Below are 16404 nucleotides of genomic sequence, written 5' to 3' on the forward strand. Positions count from 1 at the left end.
GGGCGGTACGGGATCGGATCCCGTACCGCCCCTTCCGCGTAGCCTCAGTCCCTGCCGTCAGTCCTTCGCCAGCGTGAACGCGGCCGCGATGACCTTCACGCCCGGCATGGCCACCTCCGCCAGGTACGTCCCCGGCGCCACCGGGCCCGCCGGGGCCGTGGCGCACTGCGGGGCGCTCTGGGCGCGGTCCCACTCCACGGTGCGCGTGATCGTCGAGCCCGCCGGGATCCGGAGCAGGACGGCGTCGGCCGGGCGCGGGCAGTCCTGCGAGGACCAGACCTCGTCGTCCTTGTTGTCACTGATCGTCAGGACCGCGTTCTTCGGGCCGAAATCGGCCTTGCACTCGGTGGCCGAGGTGTTCTTGGCGACCAGGTGGAAGCGCGGCTTCTCGCCCGGCTCGTACGAGACCTTGGCGCTGCGCAGGGTCAACTGCACTGCGCCGGGAGCGCAGTTCGGCAGCGGAGAATTGGCCGGAACCTGCTGTCCCGCGCCCGTTCCCGCGCCGCCGTCGCCGCCCCCGCCGTCGGTGTCGCCGTTCTTGCCGCCGCCCTCGGCGCCGGCGTCCGCGCCCGTACCCGCGCTCGCACCCGCGTCCGTACCGCCGTCGCCACCCGAGTTGTCGCCCGAGTCGCCCGACTCGTCGCGGCCGCCCGGCTGTTCACTGATCGCGGGGCCGGAGCCGGAGGGCCCGGGGGTGATCGAGGGTGCGGGAGAAGAGCCGTTGGCGGCGTCGTTGGCCTTCTTCCCGCCGCCGCCACCGGAGGTGACGACCCAGAGGGCGACCAGCGCCGCCAGGGCGATCAGGCACAGCGCGACCGCCCTCCGTCGCCAGTAGATGGAGGAGGGAAGCGGCCCGACCGGATTGCGCAGTGATCCCACGCCACGAACCTTACGAGAGATCGGCGCCAACTCCCGCCCCACCCGCCGCCCCAGGCGTCAAGTTTTGCCGATGATCACATCCACCCCACTTTCGTCAGGGGTGATCGTGGTCCTTCGGCCCGGGTGCCGGGCATCGGCCGGCGCCTAGCGTCGCCCGCCATGGACACCCTCGACACCTTCGACACCCTCTCGGACGATCTCTATCGCGACGTCACGGACTTCGCCCACTCCACCCCGCACTGGCTCCGGCTGCTCGCCGAGGTGTGGACGGAGGCCGGGCTGCTGCTCTTCGGCGTGCTGTTCCTGGCCGGCTGGTGGCGCGCCAGATCCGCGCCGAGCGGCGCCATGGCGCTCGCGCTGCTCGCCCCGCTCGCGACCGCCTTCGGGTACGTGGTGAGCGAGGCGCTCAAGTCGGTGGTGGACGAGGAGCGTCCGTGCCGGGCGGTCGCGGGCGCGGCCTCCTCGCTCGTGCCGTGCCCGCCGACCGGAGACTGGTCCTTCCCCAGCAACCACGCCGCCATCGCGGGGGCGGCGGCCGTGGCGCTCGCGCTGTCCTGGCGCGGGATCGTGTGGCTGACCGTCCCGATGGCGCTGCTCATGGCGTTCTCCCGGGTCTTCGTGGGCGTCCACTACCCCCACGACGTGGTCGTCGGCCTGCTGGTCGGCGGGGCGGTCGGGGTCCTGGTCGTCAAGGGGTCGAACCGGCCGGTCCGGGCGCTGGTGGAGACGGCGCGGTCGAGCCGGAACGGCGCCGTGGTGTGGTGCGCGGGGCGCGGGCCGCGCTCGCATGCCTCCTCGCGCCCCGGGGGCGTACGCCACGGCGCGTACTGAACGCGCGTGGGGCGGGCGCCGGACGTGTGCCGGACGTGCCAGGATCGGAGTGCGATGACTTCCACCGATGCCACCTCCCCCGCGTCCACCGCCGCGTCGACCTCCGTGCCCACCGCCGATTCCTCCCCCGTGGTCACCGCCGTTTCCTCGGCCGTGGTCACCGCCGCGTCCACCGCGTCCACCGCGTTCGAAGCCCCGGCCGGCGGGGCGCCCGCCGCGCTGCACGGGCCCGTCCTCGCCTGGTTCGACCGGCACGCCCGCGACCTGCCCTGGCGGCAACCCGAGGCGGGGGCGTGGGGTGTGATGGTCAGCGAGTTCATGCTCCAGCAGACCCCGGTCGTCCGGGTCCTGCCGGTGTACGAGCAGTGGCTGGCGCGCTGGCCGCGCCCGGCCGACCTGGCCGCCGACGCGCCCGGCGAGGCCGTCCGCGCCTGGGGCCGGCTCGGCTACCCGCGCCGCGCGCTGCGGCTGCACGCGGCGGCGGTGGCCATAACGGAGCGGCACGGCGGCGATGTGCCGCGCGAGCACGCGGCGCTGCTCGCGCTGCCCGGGATCGGGGAGTACACGGCGGCGGCGGTGGCCTCGTTCGCGTACGGGCAGCGGTATCCGGTCCTGGACACGAACGTGCGCCGGGTCTTCGCGCGGGCGGCGGCGGGCGTGCAGTACCCGCCGAACGCCACGACCGCCGCCGAGCGCAGGCTCGCGCGCGAGCTGTTGCCCGAGGACGAGGGGACGGCGGCGCGCTGGGCGGCTGCCTCGATGGAGCTGGGCGCGCTGGTCTGCACGGCGAAGAACGAGGACTGCGCGCGGTGCCCGATCGCCGACCGGTGCGCGTGGCGGCTGGCCGGTAAGCCCGCCCACGACGGGCCGCCCCGGCGCGGGCAGACGTACGCGGGCACCGACCGCCAGGTGCGGGGCCGGCTGCTCGCCGTCCTGCGGGACTCGGCGGGGCCCGTGTCGCAGGCCGCCCTCGACATGGTGTGGGACGAGCCGGTGCAGCGCGCCCGCGCCCTCGACGGGCTTGTCGCGGACGGCCTCGTGGAGCCCCTGGAGAACGCGGAGTACCGCCTGCCGCAGGGGTGAGGCGGTACGGCCCGTGCCTCCGCGCGGGCCGGGCAACCCCCGCCTATACCCACTCCAACGCCCTGTTACACAACCGATGGACAGCCGTGCGTCCGCCGAGGGCTGGGGCGCACAACCTCGTGACAACAGCTCCGTAGCGTCATCGACGTCAAGCAAACGAGCTGGTCACGGGGATGGAGGCGGTCGGTATGTCGCACGGCGAGGTGCTCGACTTCGAGGAGTACGTACGGACTCGGCAGGACGCGCTGCTGCGCAGCGCCCGCCGGCTCGTCCCCGACCCGGTGGACGCCCAGGACCTCCTCCAGACCGCCCTCGTCCGGACGTACGGCCGCTGGGACGGCATCGCCGACAAGTCGCTCGCCGACGCCTACCTCCGCCGGGTGATGATCAACACCCGTACCGAGTGGTGGCGGGCGCGCAAGCTCGACGAGGTCCCCACCGAGCAGCTGCCCGACGCGTCCGTCGACGACGCCACCGAGCAGCACGCCGACCGCGCGCTCCTCATGGACATCCTCAAGGTGCTCGCCCCGAAGCAGCGCAGCGTCGTCGTGCTCCGGCACTGGGAACAGATGAGCACGGAGGAGACGGCCGCCGCGCTCGGCATGTCGACGGGTACGGTGAAGTCCACGCTTCACCGCGCCCTGGCCCGACTGCGCCAGGAACTGGAGAGCCGTGGCGTCGAGGACGCCCGTGCTCTGGAGCGCTCGACCGTAGGACGTGACGAACGGGGGCAGGACCGGTGCGCGGCCTAGGCGCCAGAATCGACGGCGACGACGGGTCCGGCGGCCCGCGCCGCCGGACCCTCAAGGCGGCGAGCATCACGGCGGTGGCCGTGCTCGCCGCCGTCGCCGTGCTCCTGACCGCCTGCTCCACCGGCGGTACGGGCTCCCGTGACGAGGGGGACGCCCGTACGGACGAGGTGGCCTCGGCCGGCCCCGTGCCGACCTCCCCCTCGCCCTCCTCCTCGGGCCAGATGCCCGCCAAGCGGGTCGACCCGATCGCGCTGATCAAGGCCGACCCGAAGATCGGCTCGCGCATGAAGGACGATCTGAAGCCCTGCGTCGCCGACCAGTACCCCGTGGACACCTCCTACGGGAACCTGACCAACGGGACCTCGCCGGATGTCGTCGTCAACGTGATGACCTGCGGTGACGCCGTCGGTATCGGCACGTTCGTGTACCGCGAGAACGGCGACGGCTACAAGAACGTCTACATGGTCGAGGACGCGGCCGTGTACGCCACGATCGACCGGGGCGACCTGGTCGTGACCAAGCAGGTGTACGCCAAGGGCGACCCGGTGGCCTACCCCTCCGGCGAGGACGTGATCACGTACCGCTGGTCGGGCAACAAGTTCACCCAGCACGACTGGGTGCACAACGACTACAGCCGCGCGGTCGGCGACGGGGGCCTCGACGTCCCGCCGACGCCCGAGCCGAGCGGCAGCTGAACGAGAGCCGCGCGTGAACGAGAGCCGCGGTTGAACGGGAACGTGAAGTGAGAGGGCGCGCGATGGCCGAGACCCATGTGCTGTTCGTCGAGGACGACGACGTCATCCGCGAAGCCACCCAGCTGGCGCTGGAGCGGGACGGCTTCGTGGTGACCGCCATGCCCGACGGCCTTTCGGGCCTGGAGGCGTTCCGGGCGGACCGCCCCGACATCGCGCTGCTCGACGTGATGCTGCCCGGCATGGACGGCGTGAGCCTGTGCCGCCGCATCCGCGACGAGTCGACCGTGCCCGTGATCATGCTGTCCGCGCGCGCCGACTCCATCGACGTCGTCCTCGGCCTGGAGGCCGGGGCCGACGACTACGTGACCAAGCCCTTCGACGGTTCCGTGCTCGTGGCCCGGATCCGGGCCGTGCTGCGCCGCTTCGGCCACGCCGGCGGCCCGGCGCCCGGTGACGCGGGCGAGGACGACGGCCCGGAGGGCGGCCTGCTGGTCTTCGGGGACCTGGAGGTCGACACCGAGGGCATGGAGGTCCGCAGGGGCGGCGCGCCCGTGGGTCTGACGCCGACGGAGATGCGGCTGCTGCTCGAGTTCTCGTCCGCGCCGGGCACGGTCCTGTCGCGGGACAAGCTCCTGGAGCGGGTCTGGGACTACGGCTGGGGCGGCGACACCCGCGTCGTGGACGTCCATGTGCAGCGGCTGCGCACCAAGATCGGCCAGGACCGGATCGAGACGGTCCGCGGCTTCGGCTACAAGCTCAAGGGATGACCACCGCTGATGTGTGAGAAGCAGGTCGGCAGATGAAGCCGCCGGCCCTCCGTACCGGTGTGCGCTGGAAGATCGCCGTCGCCATCGCGGCCGTCGGCGCGCTCATCGCGGTCACGCTCAGCCTGGTCGTCCACAACTCGGCGCGCGTCTCGATGCTCGACAACGCGCGCGAGGTGCAGATGGAGCGGCTCCTCTTCGCGCAGCGGATGTACGAGGGCTCCAAGCCGAAGGAGCCGCGGTTCGGCTCCAAGATCAACGACCCGATGCTGCCGCCCCAGCTCGACCAGCTGATGCGCGACAAGCGGCGCGGCACGTTCGTCCAGGAGCACACCCACGGCGGCCCGCCCGACGTCTGGGCGGCCGTGCCGCTCGCCAACGGCGACGTGCTGTCCCTGCACATCCCGTTCGCCGACCGCAGCGCGGCGATCATGAAGGATCTCGACCGCGCGCTGATCATCGGCTCCGTCTCCGTCGTCTTCGGCGGCTGCGCGCTCGGTGTGCTCATCGGCGGCCAGCTCTCGCGCCGGCTTCGCAAGGCCGCCGCCGCGGCCGGCCGGGTCGCGCAGGGCAATACGGACGTACGGGTACGGGACGCGATCGGCGGAGTCGTCCGCGACGAGACCGACGAGCTGGCCCGCGCGGTGGACGCCCTGACCGACGCGCTCCAGGAGCGGATCGAGGCCGAGCGCCGGGTCACCGCCGACATCGCGCACGAGCTGCGCACCCCGGTGACCGGGCTGCTCACGGCGGCGGAACTACTGCCTCCGGGGCGCCCCACCGAGCTCGTACGGGACCGGGCGCAGGCCATGCGCACGCTGGTCGAGGACGTCCTGGAGGTCGCACGCCTCGACAGCGCATCGGAGCGCGCCGAGCTCCAGGAGATCGCCCTCGGTGAGTTCGTGGAGCGCCGGGTGCGGGCGTTCGACCCGGAGGCGGTCGTGCACGTGGTGCACGAGTCCTGGGTGAGCACGGACCCCCGGCGCCTGGAGCGGATCCTCGGCAACCTGCTCGCCAACGCGGCCAAGCACGGCAAGCCTCCGGCGGGGGCGGACGGGCCCGCGCCGCCGGTCGAGGTCACGGTCGAGGGCCGGGTGGTACGGGTCAGGGACCACGGCCCCGGCTTCCCCGAGGCGCTGCTGCGCGAGGGCCCGAGCCGGTTCCGTACCGGTGCGAGCGACCGCGCGGGGCACGGCCACGGGCTCGGCCTGACGATCGCGGCGGGGCAGGCCAGGGTCCTCGGGGCCCGGCTGACGTTCCGCAACGCGGCTCCGGAGGGCACGCCACGGGGGGCGGGCGGCGCGATCGCGGTGCTCTGGCTGCCGGACCACGCGCCGACGAGCACGGGGAGCTTCCCGATGATCAAGTTCGCGGACTGAGGGTCGTACGTAACTTGCTTGGTCGTACGTAACCGGCTCAGGTACGCGAGAGGGCCCCGGCACACCTGGTGTGCCGGGGCCCTCTCGTACGTACCGATGCCGCCTGGGTCAGACCGTCTCGGCGACCTTCGGCTGCTCGCCGTCCGTGGCCTGCGGCTTCTTGGCCTCCGGTCCGGCGCCGCGCAGGGCGACCTCCTTGACCAGGAAGGCGAGGACGAAGCCGACGACCGAGATCGCCGCGCCGACCAGGAAGGCCGAGTGCGTACCGGCGGCCACCGCGTGCTGGTACGCCTCGCGCAGCGCCTCCGGCAGCTTGGCGAGGGACGCCGCGTCGAGCTGGGCGGACTGCTGGGTCAGCTCCGAGCCGCCGTTCGCCGCCATCTCGTCCTGGACCCGGCTCGTGAAGAGCGCGCCCATGATCGCGACGCCGAAGGACGAGCCGAGGGTGCGGAAGAGCGTGGTCGAGGAGGAGGCGACGCCCATGTCCTTCATCTCGACGCTGTTCTGCGCGACGAGCATCGTGATCTGCATCAGGAAGCCCATGCCGGCGCCGAGCAGCGCCATGTAGACGCCGGAGGTCAGGCGGGAGGTGTCGGTGTCCATCTGCGCGAGCAGGAACAGGCCGATCACCATCAGGGCCGTACCGATGATCGGGAAGATCTTGTACTTGCCGCTGTTGGTGGTGATCCGCCCGGAGATCAGCGAGACGACCATCATCGCCAGCAGCATCGGCAGGAGCAGCAGACCGGAGTTGGTCGCCGAGGCGCCCTGGACGGACTGCTGGAAGAGCGGCAGGAAGAGGACCGCGCCGAACATCACGAAGCCGGTGAGGAAGCCGATCACCGACATGAGGGTGAAGTTGCGGCTGCGGAAGATGTGCAGCGGGACGACCGGGTCGGCCGCGCGGGTCTCGGCCCAGAGGAACGCGGCGAGCGCCAGGACACCGGTGACCGACAGGCCGACGATGGTCGCGGAGCCCCAGGCGTACTCCGTACCGCCCCAGGTGGTGACCAGGACGATCGCGGTGATGCCGACGGTCAGCAGCCCGGCGCCGAGGAAGTCGATCCGGGTGGAGCGGTCGCGCTCCTTCTTCGGCAGGTGGAGCACGGCGGTGACCATCGCGAGGGCGACGGCGCCGAGCGGCAGGTTGATGTAGAAGGACCAGCGCCAGCCCCAGTGGTCGGTGATGGTGCCGCCGACCAGCGGTCCGCCGATCATGGCGAGGGCCATCACGCCGGCCATCATGCCCTGGTACTTGCCGCGCTCACGGGGCGGGATCAGGTCGCCGATGATCGCCATGACGCCGACCATCAGACCGCCGGCGCCCAGGCCCTGGACGGCGCGGAAGCCGATGAGCTGGCCCATGTCCTGGGCCATGCCGCTGAGCGCCGAGCCGATCAGGAAGATCACGATCGAGGTGAGGAAGACGCCCTTGCGGCCGAACATGTCGCCGAGCTTGCCCCAGATCGGGGTGGAGGCGGCGGTGGCCAGGGTGTAGGCGGTGACGACCCAGGAGAGGTGCGCGAGGCCGCCGAGCTCGCCGACGATGGTCGGCATCGCGGTGCCGATGATCATGTTGTCGAGCATCGCGAGCAGCATCGCGATCATCAGGGCGAGGAGGACGACGCGGACGCTGCGCGGCTTCTCCGCCACCCCCTGCGCCGTCTTTGCTTCTGGTGGTGTGGTGGTCATGTCGTCCGCTGCTCCCGTGTCCCCTGCTCCCGACGCCCGCCGGGGCGCTTACTTGCCGACCGGCTAGTTACTACAATGGGGAAGGTAGACCCGTAACTAGCCGGGCGTCAAGTAAGTAAGAGCGTGTGGGAGCGAGCAGACCATGGCCAGAGGCAACACCCGCCAGCGCATCCAGGACGTGGCTCTCGAACTCTTCGCCGAACAGGGGTACGAGAAGACCTCACTGCGGGAGATCGCCGAGCGTCTCGACGTCACGAAGGCGGCGCTGTACTACCACTTCAAGACCAAGGAAGACATCCTCATCGGGCTCTTCCAGGACCTCACCCGCCCCATGGACGAGCTGATCGAGTGGGCGCAGACGCAGCCGCGCACGCTGAAGACCCGCCGGTCGATCCTGCGCCGCTACCAGCAGGCGCTGCTCGACGCGGCGCCACTCTTCCGCTTCATGCAGGAGAACCAGGCGACCGTGCGCGAGCTGAGCGTCGGCATGACCTTCAAGGAGCGCATGATCGCGCTGACCGGCCTGGTGCAGGAGCCGGACTTCTCGATGACCGACCGGGTGCGGTGCGTGAGCGCGATCTTCACGCTGCACGCGGGCACGTTCTTCATGCAGAACGTCGAGGGCGACACCGAGGAGAAGCACGAAGCCGTCCTCGAGGTCGCCCTCGATCTGCTCACTCAGGCGCATCACGCGCCATAGGGAGTGGTACGGGTCAGATGGAGACGCCCATCGAACGCAGGAACGCGGCCGGGTTGAGGGCGGAGCCGTAGTTCGGGGTCGTACGGATCTCGAAGTGCAGGTGCGGGCCGGAAGAGTTGCCGGTGTTGCCGGACAGGGCGATCTTCTGGCCGGCGCCGACCTTCTGGCCGACGTGCACCTGGATCTTCGACAGGTGCGCGTACTGCGAGTACTTGCCGTTGGCGTGCTTGACGACGATGGCGTTGCCGTACGCGGGGCCGTCGCCGCCGCCGTTCGGGCCGGCCTTCACGACGGTGCCGGCGCCGGCGGCCTTGACCGGGGTGCCGGTCGGGACGGCGAAGTCCTGGCCGGAGTGCTTGTGGGCCCACATGGCGCCACCCTGGTTGAAGCTGGCGCTCAGGGTGTAGCCACCGACCGGCTTGACCCAGGAGGGGGCCTTCTTGGCGGCGACCGGAGCGGCCTTGACCGCCTTGGCGACGGCGGCCTTCTTCGCGGCGGCGGCCTTCTGGGCGGCCGCGACCTGGGCGGTGGCGGCGTGAGCCTGGGCATCGGCCTGCGCGGCGACGGCAGCGGACGCACCGGTCGCGGCAGTCGCGATCGGGGCCTTGCCCTCGGCGGCGAAGGCGGACCCTGCTCCGGCGACCAGCGACACTCCCAGACCCGCGGTGGCGAGAGCGACGGCGGTGACTCGGGCGGCGGGGTTCATAACGCGCTTCGACATACGGGGGAAAACCTCCGGACAGAAGGGAACCCGACGCGAGCGGTGCGCCGGGCGGGCTTGCTCATCCTTGGTAACCCGGACCCCCATCCGGCGTAAAACACCCCATCTACGACATTGCGTCGTAGCCGCGGGCGGGGGAGTTCAGCCCTTGACGGCCCGGCGCCGCGCCTTCGAAATCGGACATACCGACACAAGAGAACTGGTTTATCCGCACGTCGGACTCGCCCGAAACCGTCCATCAGGCCCCTCCGCGCACGGTTCGGGGGGTCTCGGGACCAAAGTCCCGGAGCTGGCGCCCTGAACGTCCCGAATGGGCACCAAACACCACCACTATTCCGTTTAGTACCCCTCGAAACGCCTGTGCGCCTTGTCACGGCGCCGCCCCCGCGAATGGGACCTGGGTCACGCGACCGAGGCCCTGTGGATCACGTCCGGGACTACGCTGACGCCGTCGGGCACCAAGGGGGGACACCAATGGATCCGTCAGTCATCGGCACGCGCCTCGCCTCTGCGGCGATGGCCCCGCTTCTGAAGAAACTGCTGGTCAGCGACGGTCCGGGGGCCGGCCTTCCGGGCGCGGCCCGGAGCATCCGGCTCTCAGGGCTCGTCTCCTTCCGCGGCGAGAAGCGCACCCTGACCGAGAAGGACGTCCGCAAGCTCGCGGCCACGCTCGTCGAGCGGGCGGCGGCCGGCCCCGGCGAGCCGCCGTTCCCGGCCGACGAGACCGAGGCCCTCACCGACACCCTGGCGGCCACGCTGCTCGCCCTCGGCGACCTCGACATGGACGACGTCCAGGCCGTCCACCTGGGCGCCCCCACGCTGGCCCGCGCCCTGCGCGCCGCGGCTCCCGCCCCGGACGGCCTGTCGACGGACTCCGTCCACTTCCTCGGCTCGCTGACCGAGTGGGCCTGCGTCCACATCCTGGAGTTCTTCACCCAACGCTCCACCTTCGTGGCCCGCTCCCTGGTCGAGCAGACCCGCGGCCAGGCCGCCCTGACCGCCAAGGTCGACGAGGTCATCCGGCGCACGCCCCGGGTGGACGCGCGGGACGCGGAGTTCGAGGGGCGATACCTGGCGTACGTGGCGCGGAAGCACGGGAGCCTGCAGATCTATGGGGTGGATCTGGAGGGGGCTCCGGAGAAGTGGCCGCTGGATGTGGCGTATTTGTCGCTGGAGGCGACGGGGTCAGGACTGAACCCGTGGTCGGCGGAAGAGGAGGGGAACGGTGCATGGGCCCGCTTCCTGGGCCCTGGCATTTCCGATGAGACCTATCGCCTCTTTCACCTGGCAGCGCTGGAGTCTGCCGACGAGTTCCGGACACGCTTCACGGATGACGACGTCCACGGGAGCGTCACGATCACGCCCGATCGGCGCGACGCCTTCCTGGCGGAGACCGAGCGCGCGTTCCGCGCCATGAGCCTGGGCGGCCGCGCCGACCAGGCCCTGGCCCGGCAGGACAAAGTCCTGCTCCGCGGCCTCGCCGGCTCCGGCAAGACCACCCTCGTCCAGTGGCTCGCCGTCTCGGCCACCCGCGAGGACCTCGCGGATGACATGGCGTACCTCCGCGACCGCATCCCCTTCGTCCTCCCCCTCCGTACCCTCACCCGCCACGGCGAGAGGCTCCCCGCCCCCGCCCGCTTCCTCTCCGCCGTTGACTGCCCCCTCTCCCCGCCCGAAGGCTGGGCGGACCGGGTCCTCGCCGCCGGGCGCGGCCTGGTCCTCGTCGACGGCATCGACGAGATCCCCGAGGCGGAGCGCGAGCGCGCCCGCCGCTGGCTCCGCGACCTCCTCGCCTCCTACGACGGCAACCGCTGGCTCGTCACCTCCCGCCCCACCGCCGTACGCGACGACTGGCTGACCTCCGACGGCTTCGCCGAACTCACCCTCGCCCCGATGTCGACCGCCGAGGTCACCACCTTCGTACGGCGCTGGCACAAATCGGCCGGGCCGGAAGCGGAGCCGTACGAACAGCCCCTCCTCGACGCCCTGCGGACCACCTCCGAGGTCTCCCAGCTCGCCACCAACCCCCTCATGTGCGGTCTGATCTGCGCCCTGCACCGCAACCGCAGGGGCTTCCTGCCGCGCGGCAGGAAGGCCCTCTACGAAGCCGCCCTGTCGATGCTTCTCACCCGCCGGGACCGCGAGCGGGACATGGGCACGCCGTACGGGATCGAGCTGGGCGAGGCCCCGCAGATCCAGCTGATCCAGCGGATCGCGTACTGGCTCACGCTCAACGGCCGCACGACGATGGACCGTTCGCACGCGGAGTCGGTCGTACGGGAGGCGGTGCCGGCCATCACCGAGGCGGCCGGGTACGACCCGGAGGCGGTCTTCACCCACCTGCTCCACCGCAGCGGCCTCCTGCGCGAACCGACCGCCGACACGGTCGACTTCGTGCACCGCACCTTCCAGGACTACCTCGCTGCGAAGGCACTCGTGGACCGCTGGGACATCGGCGTGCTGATCCAGCACGCGGACGACGACCAGTGGGAGGACGTCATCCGCATGGCGGTCGGCCACGCGCGCCCGCGCGAATGCGCGGAGATCTTCGAGGAGTTGCTGCGCGCGGTCGACGCGGCCCCTGGCCGTCGCGCCCGGTTGCGGATCCTGGTCGTGGCGGCGACTGCCCTCGACCACGCGACGGAGGTGGCACCGGAGATCCGGGATCGGGTCCTCGCGCGCACGGCGGCCGTCATCCCGCCGTCCAGCCCGGAGGAAGCACGCGAGTTGGCATCGGTGGGCCGGGCGGTCCTCGACCTGCTGCCGGGGCCCGAGGGCCTTGACGACGAGGCGGCGCGGTCGGTGGTGATCACGGCGACACACATCACGGACGACGCGGCACTGCCGTACTTGGCGAGGTTCACCCGCCACAAGAGCCTGGGGGTCCGCTCCCAGCTCATGTGGGCATGGCCCCGATTCGACTCGTCGACGTACGCCGACGAGATCATCGCCCGGCTGGATCCGTCGGAACTCAACTTCACCGTGGGGACCGACGAACACGCTGCCTTGATCGTGCGCCTGGGGCTACGCCCCGAGCGCCTGGATCTCCGCGGCAGCCTCACCTCGCACGGCGCTGCCCTGCTGAGCGACGTGCTCAGCAACGCGAAGATTCTGGGGGTCGTGGCTTCGATCGCCCAGATCCTCGAGTCCCTCCCCACTGACAACGCACTGGAGAATCTCAACCTGGCGGGATACCCCGAAGGAGGTTTCGGCGTCCTCCGTCGCCTGACCGGCCTCAGCGGGCTCACGGTCCGCGGTGAGAGCGCGGTGCACCCGGACGACTGGAGGGTGCTCGCCGATTTCACTCAGCTCATGTTCCTCTCGGTGTCCGATGCGGCTCTGCGGACCATGCCGGACTCACTGCAACTGCCGGTGGACTCGCTGTACGTGGAGTGCGGGGAAAACTTCGCCCCCCTCGACGTGATCGGTCGTGCCTTCCCGGACCTGGAACAGCTCTTCATCTGGGGCTCGCACCCCGGCCAGGTCCATGACCTCACGCCGCTGGCGTCACTGGAACGGCTCTCCTACGTCGCCGCCGCCACGGGCGCCCGCTTCACCGGCGCCGAACACCTCCGGCCCACCGTCGAACTCGTCACATGACCAGCCCACCCCCACCCACCCCCGATACCTTCACGATCATGACCGACATAGAACTCGCCGACGCCATCGAGTCCGTACGCGATCAGTTGATCGAGGCCGCCGGCCGTGCCACCGGGAAGCCCGTGGCCTTCGAAGTGGGGGACATCGAGATGGAGTTCACGATCGAGCTACGCAAGGAGGTGAAGGGCGGCGCCAAGGTCAAGGCCTGGGTCGTCGAGGCCGGGGCGGACGCCTCCCGGGCGCGGGGCGAGACGCATCGCGTCTCCTTCACGCTCAAGCCGCGCGACGCCACCACCCACGGGCCCTGGCTCGTCGGCAACGACGACGCCGGTGACACCTCCGACTTCGGCTCGGGCAGCGCGCGTTGACCACATCGCGCGATCGCGGCTCCTTAAGGGCCCCCGTCGTCGTCCGTTCCGAGCCGCACGGCGTCCAGGGCAGCGGCGTCCTGCTCACCACCCAGACCGTTCTCACCAGCGCCCATGTCCTGCGGTCCGTCCACTCTGCCTGGGTGTCCTTGCCCGGCCGGAGCGCGTCCGTCCTCTGCCAGGTGGTCTGGTCGGACCAGCGGCTCGACGCGGCGCTCCTGCAGGCCCGGGAGAGCCTGACCGGCACGCGCAACCTCACCGAGCTCGGCCGGGTGGCCACCGACCGGCCCGTGCCCGGCTGCGAGATCCTCGGGTTTCCGCAGGTCCAGCGGTACGAGGACGGGCGCAAGCTGGAGAGCGACCAGTACCGGGGCACCCTGCTCCCCCTCGCCGGGCTGATCCGCCGCACGATGGTCGTCGAGCTCGACGCGCCCCCGGCCACCGAGCGGAGCGACGGGGCGTCCCCGCTCGCCGGGCTCTCCGGCGGGCCCGTCTTCGCCGGTACCGAGCTGCTCGGGATCGTGCGCGAGGTCCCGAGGGGCCGTGGGCACCGGCGGGTGGAGTGCGTGCCCCTGAGCGCGCTCGCCGCCGACACCGAGTTCCGCGGCGCCTACTCCCAGGCCACCGGACTCGCCTTCCCCTCGCTCGCCGCCCTCACCCCGCACAGCTCCACCGACGCGCCCTACGAGCAGGAGTACGGAGAGGCCGTCGCCGCCGCCTACCGCCACACCCGGATCTTCGGCCTCGACGAACTCGGCCGACGGGCCGCCGACTGGGACCTGGACACCGCCTACCTCTCCCTGGAGGCCACCTCACGGGACCCGGCCGCCACCCCCGTCCCCCAGCGCATCGACGACCTCCTCGCCTCCCGCCCCCGCGTCCTGCTCCGCGGGGACGCGGGCGCGGGCAAGACCACCCTGGTCTGGTGGCTCGCCGCCCACGCCGCCGCCGGCACCCTCGGCCCGCGGCTCGCCGAGCTGAACGGCCTCGTGCCGTTCGTCGTCCCCCTGCGGGCCCTGCGCGCCCGCGGTACCGGCTTCCCCTCCCCCGCCGAACTCCCCGGCGCGGCGGGCCTGATGGTCGACGCCGCGCCCGACGGCTGGGCCGGGCGCGTCCTGGCCGAGGGCCGGGCGCTGCTGCTCGTCGACGGGCTCGACGAGGTGCCCCAGGAGGACCGCGAGACCGTCCACGCCTGGCTGTCGGTGCTCCTCGCCCGCTACCCCCGCACCCGCTGCGTGGCGACCGTACGGCCCCTCGCCGTCGAGGTGGACTGGCTGGGCGGGGAGGAGTTCGAGGAGCTCACCCTGCTCCCCCTGCGGGACGAGGACATCCAGGCCTTCGTCACGGCCTGGCACGACGCCGCCCGGCTCGACGCCGACGACGAGCCCCTCGACGCCCTCGAACGCGACCTGCTCCAGCAGTTCCGCCACAACCCGACCCTGGCCGACCTGGCCCGTACGCCACTGCTGTGCGCGGTGATCTGCGCCCTCCACCGGTTACGGGAGGGGTTCCTGCCCGAGACCCGCTGGGCGCTCTACGACTCCGCCCTGAGGCTGCTGCTCGGCAGCCGCGACGACCGGCGCCGGATCGACGCCCCCGACGGCATCCGGATGTCGGTGGAGGAGCACCAGCAGCTCCTGCAGCGGCTCGCGGCCTGGCTCGTCCGGGGCGGGCAGACGGAGTTCACCCGGGAACAGGCGCTGCACCAACTGAACCGGACGCTGCCGGGGATGCCGCGCGTCGCTGCCCAGGGCACCCCGGAGGCGATCCTCACCCACCTCCTCAACCGCACCGGTCTCCTGCACGAACGGACCGACTCCGTCTTCCAGTTCGCCCACCGCACGTTCCAGGACTTCCTGGCGGCCAAGGAGTTCGTCGAGGACGACCTCGTACCGGAGCTCCTGCGGCACGCGCGCGAGCAGCAGTGGCACGACGTCCTGCTCCTCGCGGCCGGGCACTGCTCGCGCCGGGACCTGCCCGTCCTGGTGGAGGGGCTGCTGGCGGCCGGCTCGGGGAGCCGCGACAAGAACCTGAAGACGACCCTGTACGTCCTGGCCGCCCTGTGCGCCCAGCACGCGGCCTGGCTCTCGGAGGGGCTCCACGCGCGCGTGCGGAAGGCGATCGTCTCGGTGCTGCCCTTTCGGAGCGGCAACCAGCTGAAGGCCCTCGCCCGGCTGGGGGACTTCGTCCTTCCCCTGCTGCCCGGGCCCGCCGCGCGAACGGGGGGCGCGCCCGACGGGATGCTCAGCCTGATCTGCGAGATCGGGGGCTCGGCGGCCCTGCCGTACGCCCGCGCCTACGCCGACGAGGAGCACGCCGGCCTGTTGGCCCTCCGATGGTCGAACTTCCCGGCGGAGGCGTTCGCCCGCGAGGTCCTGGCGCGCGTACCGCTCGACCGGATGGGGCTCTTCGTCAGGAACCGGGACCAGCTCGCGCAGCTCCCGCTGCTGCGGCACGCCCCCGATGTCATCCTCCAGGGCGACTTCTCCCTGGAGGAGGTGACGGCCGCGCTCCGCGATCACCCCCTGAGCGGGCTCACGATCGCCGACAACCCCCGGTTGACGGATCTCTCCCTGCTCACGCCCTTCGCACCCACGCTCGACGCCCTGGCGCTGCAGCGGTGCGCGGAGCTGGCGGACCTCACGGCCCTGGAGGGTCTCGACCGGCTGCACACCCTGCTGCTCGACGGCGTCACCCTCGGAGCGGCCGAGCTGAAGGCGATCGGCGGGCTGCCGCTCCTGCGCCACCTCACACTGCGGACCCGCCCGGACGTGACCCGGCTGGACCTGACCCCGCTGCACTCCCTCACCGCCGTCGAAGTACGGGTCGAGGGCCTCGCCAAGCGCCAGATCATCGGCCGCGCCCCCTTCGGCGAACGCCTCACGCTGCAGCCGTAGGGCGCTGAAAAGGGGCGGCCCCGGACTCTTCCGAGTCCGGGGC

General features: G+C 71.8%; 13 protein-coding genes. 10 read left to right on the top strand and 3 right to left on the bottom strand.

From position 1 onward, the window contains the following. Positions 1–57: 57 nt before the first annotated feature. Positions 58–879 carry a hypothetical protein gene (locus ACFWRO_RS36370; RefSeq protein ID WP_384518762.1) on the bottom strand — a complete coding sequence of 274 codons (822 nt, stop codon included), beginning with the start codon at positions 877–879 and terminating at the stop codon, positions 58–60. Positions 880–1038: 159 nt separating this feature from the next. Between ACFWRO_RS36370 and ACFWRO_RS36375 the strand changes: the two genes are divergently transcribed. The 6 genes from ACFWRO_RS36375 to cseC all read left to right on the top strand — a co-directional run bounded on the left by ACFWRO_RS36375 (position 1039) and on the right by cseC (position 6383). After that, on the top strand, positions 1039–1710 hold the full coding sequence (locus ACFWRO_RS36375) for a phosphatase PAP2 family protein (RefSeq protein ID WP_384518765.1): 672 nt from the start codon (positions 1039–1041) through the stop codon (positions 1708–1710). Positions 1711–1764: 54 nt separating this feature from the next. Further along, a complete protein-coding gene (locus ACFWRO_RS36380) occupies positions 1765–2793 on the top strand; it encodes an A/G-specific adenine glycosylase (protein WP_384518767.1) in 1029 nt (342 codons plus the stop codon). Positions 2794–2981: 188 nt separating this feature from the next. After that, on the top strand, positions 2982–3545 hold the full coding sequence (locus ACFWRO_RS36385) for a SigE family RNA polymerase sigma factor (RefSeq protein ID WP_384518770.1): 564 nt from the start codon (positions 2982–2984) through the stop codon (positions 3543–3545). Beyond that, positions 3533–4240, top strand: coding sequence for a hypothetical protein (locus ACFWRO_RS36390; RefSeq protein ID WP_384518773.1), 708 nt, complete (start codon positions 3533–3535; stop codon positions 4238–4240). The genes ACFWRO_RS36385 and ACFWRO_RS36390 overlap by 13 nt, the downstream gene beginning before the upstream one ends. Before the next feature lie 62 nt (positions 4241–4302). After that, positions 4303–5007, top strand: a complete 705-nt coding sequence (gene cseB / locus ACFWRO_RS36395; protein ID WP_362015671.1) for a two-component system response regulator CseB — start codon at positions 4303–4305, stop codon at positions 5005–5007. Positions 5008–5039: 32 nt separating this feature from the next. Then, positions 5040–6383, top strand: a complete 1344-nt coding sequence (cseC, locus tag ACFWRO_RS36400; protein WP_384518776.1) for a two-component system sensor histidine kinase CseC — start codon at positions 5040–5042, stop codon at positions 6381–6383. A gap of 108 nt (positions 6384–6491) precedes the next feature. Here cseC and ACFWRO_RS36405 read toward each other — a convergent pair whose 3' ends face one another. Beyond that, positions 6492–8075: an MDR family MFS transporter gene (locus tag ACFWRO_RS36405; RefSeq protein WP_384518779.1), complete on the bottom strand. Its 1584-nt coding sequence runs from the start codon at positions 8073–8075 to the stop codon at positions 6492–6494. A gap of 142 nt (positions 8076–8217) precedes the next feature. Between ACFWRO_RS36405 and ACFWRO_RS36410 the strand changes: the two genes are divergently transcribed. Beyond that, complete coding sequence (locus ACFWRO_RS36410; RefSeq protein ID WP_384518782.1) at positions 8218–8775, top strand: TetR/AcrR family transcriptional regulator; 558 nt, start codon at positions 8218–8220, stop codon at positions 8773–8775. A gap of 13 nt (positions 8776–8788) precedes the next feature. Here the strand turns inward: ACFWRO_RS36410 and ACFWRO_RS36415 are convergent, their stop codons facing one another. Continuing rightward, positions 8789–9496, bottom strand: a complete 708-nt coding sequence (locus ACFWRO_RS36415) for a M23 family metallopeptidase (RefSeq protein WP_384518785.1) — start codon at positions 9494–9496, stop codon at positions 8789–8791. Positions 9497–9970: 474 nt separating this feature from the next. On the opposite strand from ACFWRO_RS36415, the gene ACFWRO_RS36420 reads away from it, so the two are divergent. Genes ACFWRO_RS36420 through ACFWRO_RS36430 form a run of 3 tightly spaced genes read left to right on the top strand, consistent with a single transcriptional unit; the run spans position 9971 to position 16361 of the window. Further along, positions 9971–13096, top strand: a complete 3126-nt coding sequence (locus tag ACFWRO_RS36420; protein ID WP_384518788.1) for an NACHT domain-containing protein — start codon at positions 9971–9973, stop codon at positions 13094–13096. Between the two features lie 38 nt (positions 13097–13134). Then, positions 13135–13464, top strand: a complete 330-nt coding sequence (locus tag ACFWRO_RS36425) for a trypco2 family protein (RefSeq protein ID WP_384518791.1) — start codon at positions 13135–13137, stop codon at positions 13462–13464. Next, positions 13461–16361: an NACHT domain-containing protein gene (locus ACFWRO_RS36430; protein ID WP_384518794.1), complete on the top strand. Its 2901-nt coding sequence runs from the start codon at positions 13461–13463 to the stop codon at positions 16359–16361. Before ACFWRO_RS36425 ends, ACFWRO_RS36430 begins: the two co-directional genes overlap by 4 nt. The last annotated feature ends 43 nt before the right edge of the window (positions 16362–16404 follow it).

The sequence above is a fragment of the Streptomyces sp. NPDC058579 genome, assembly GCF_042718575.1.
Classification (GTDB): Bacteria; Actinomycetota; Actinomycetes; order Streptomycetales; family Streptomycetaceae; genus Streptomyces.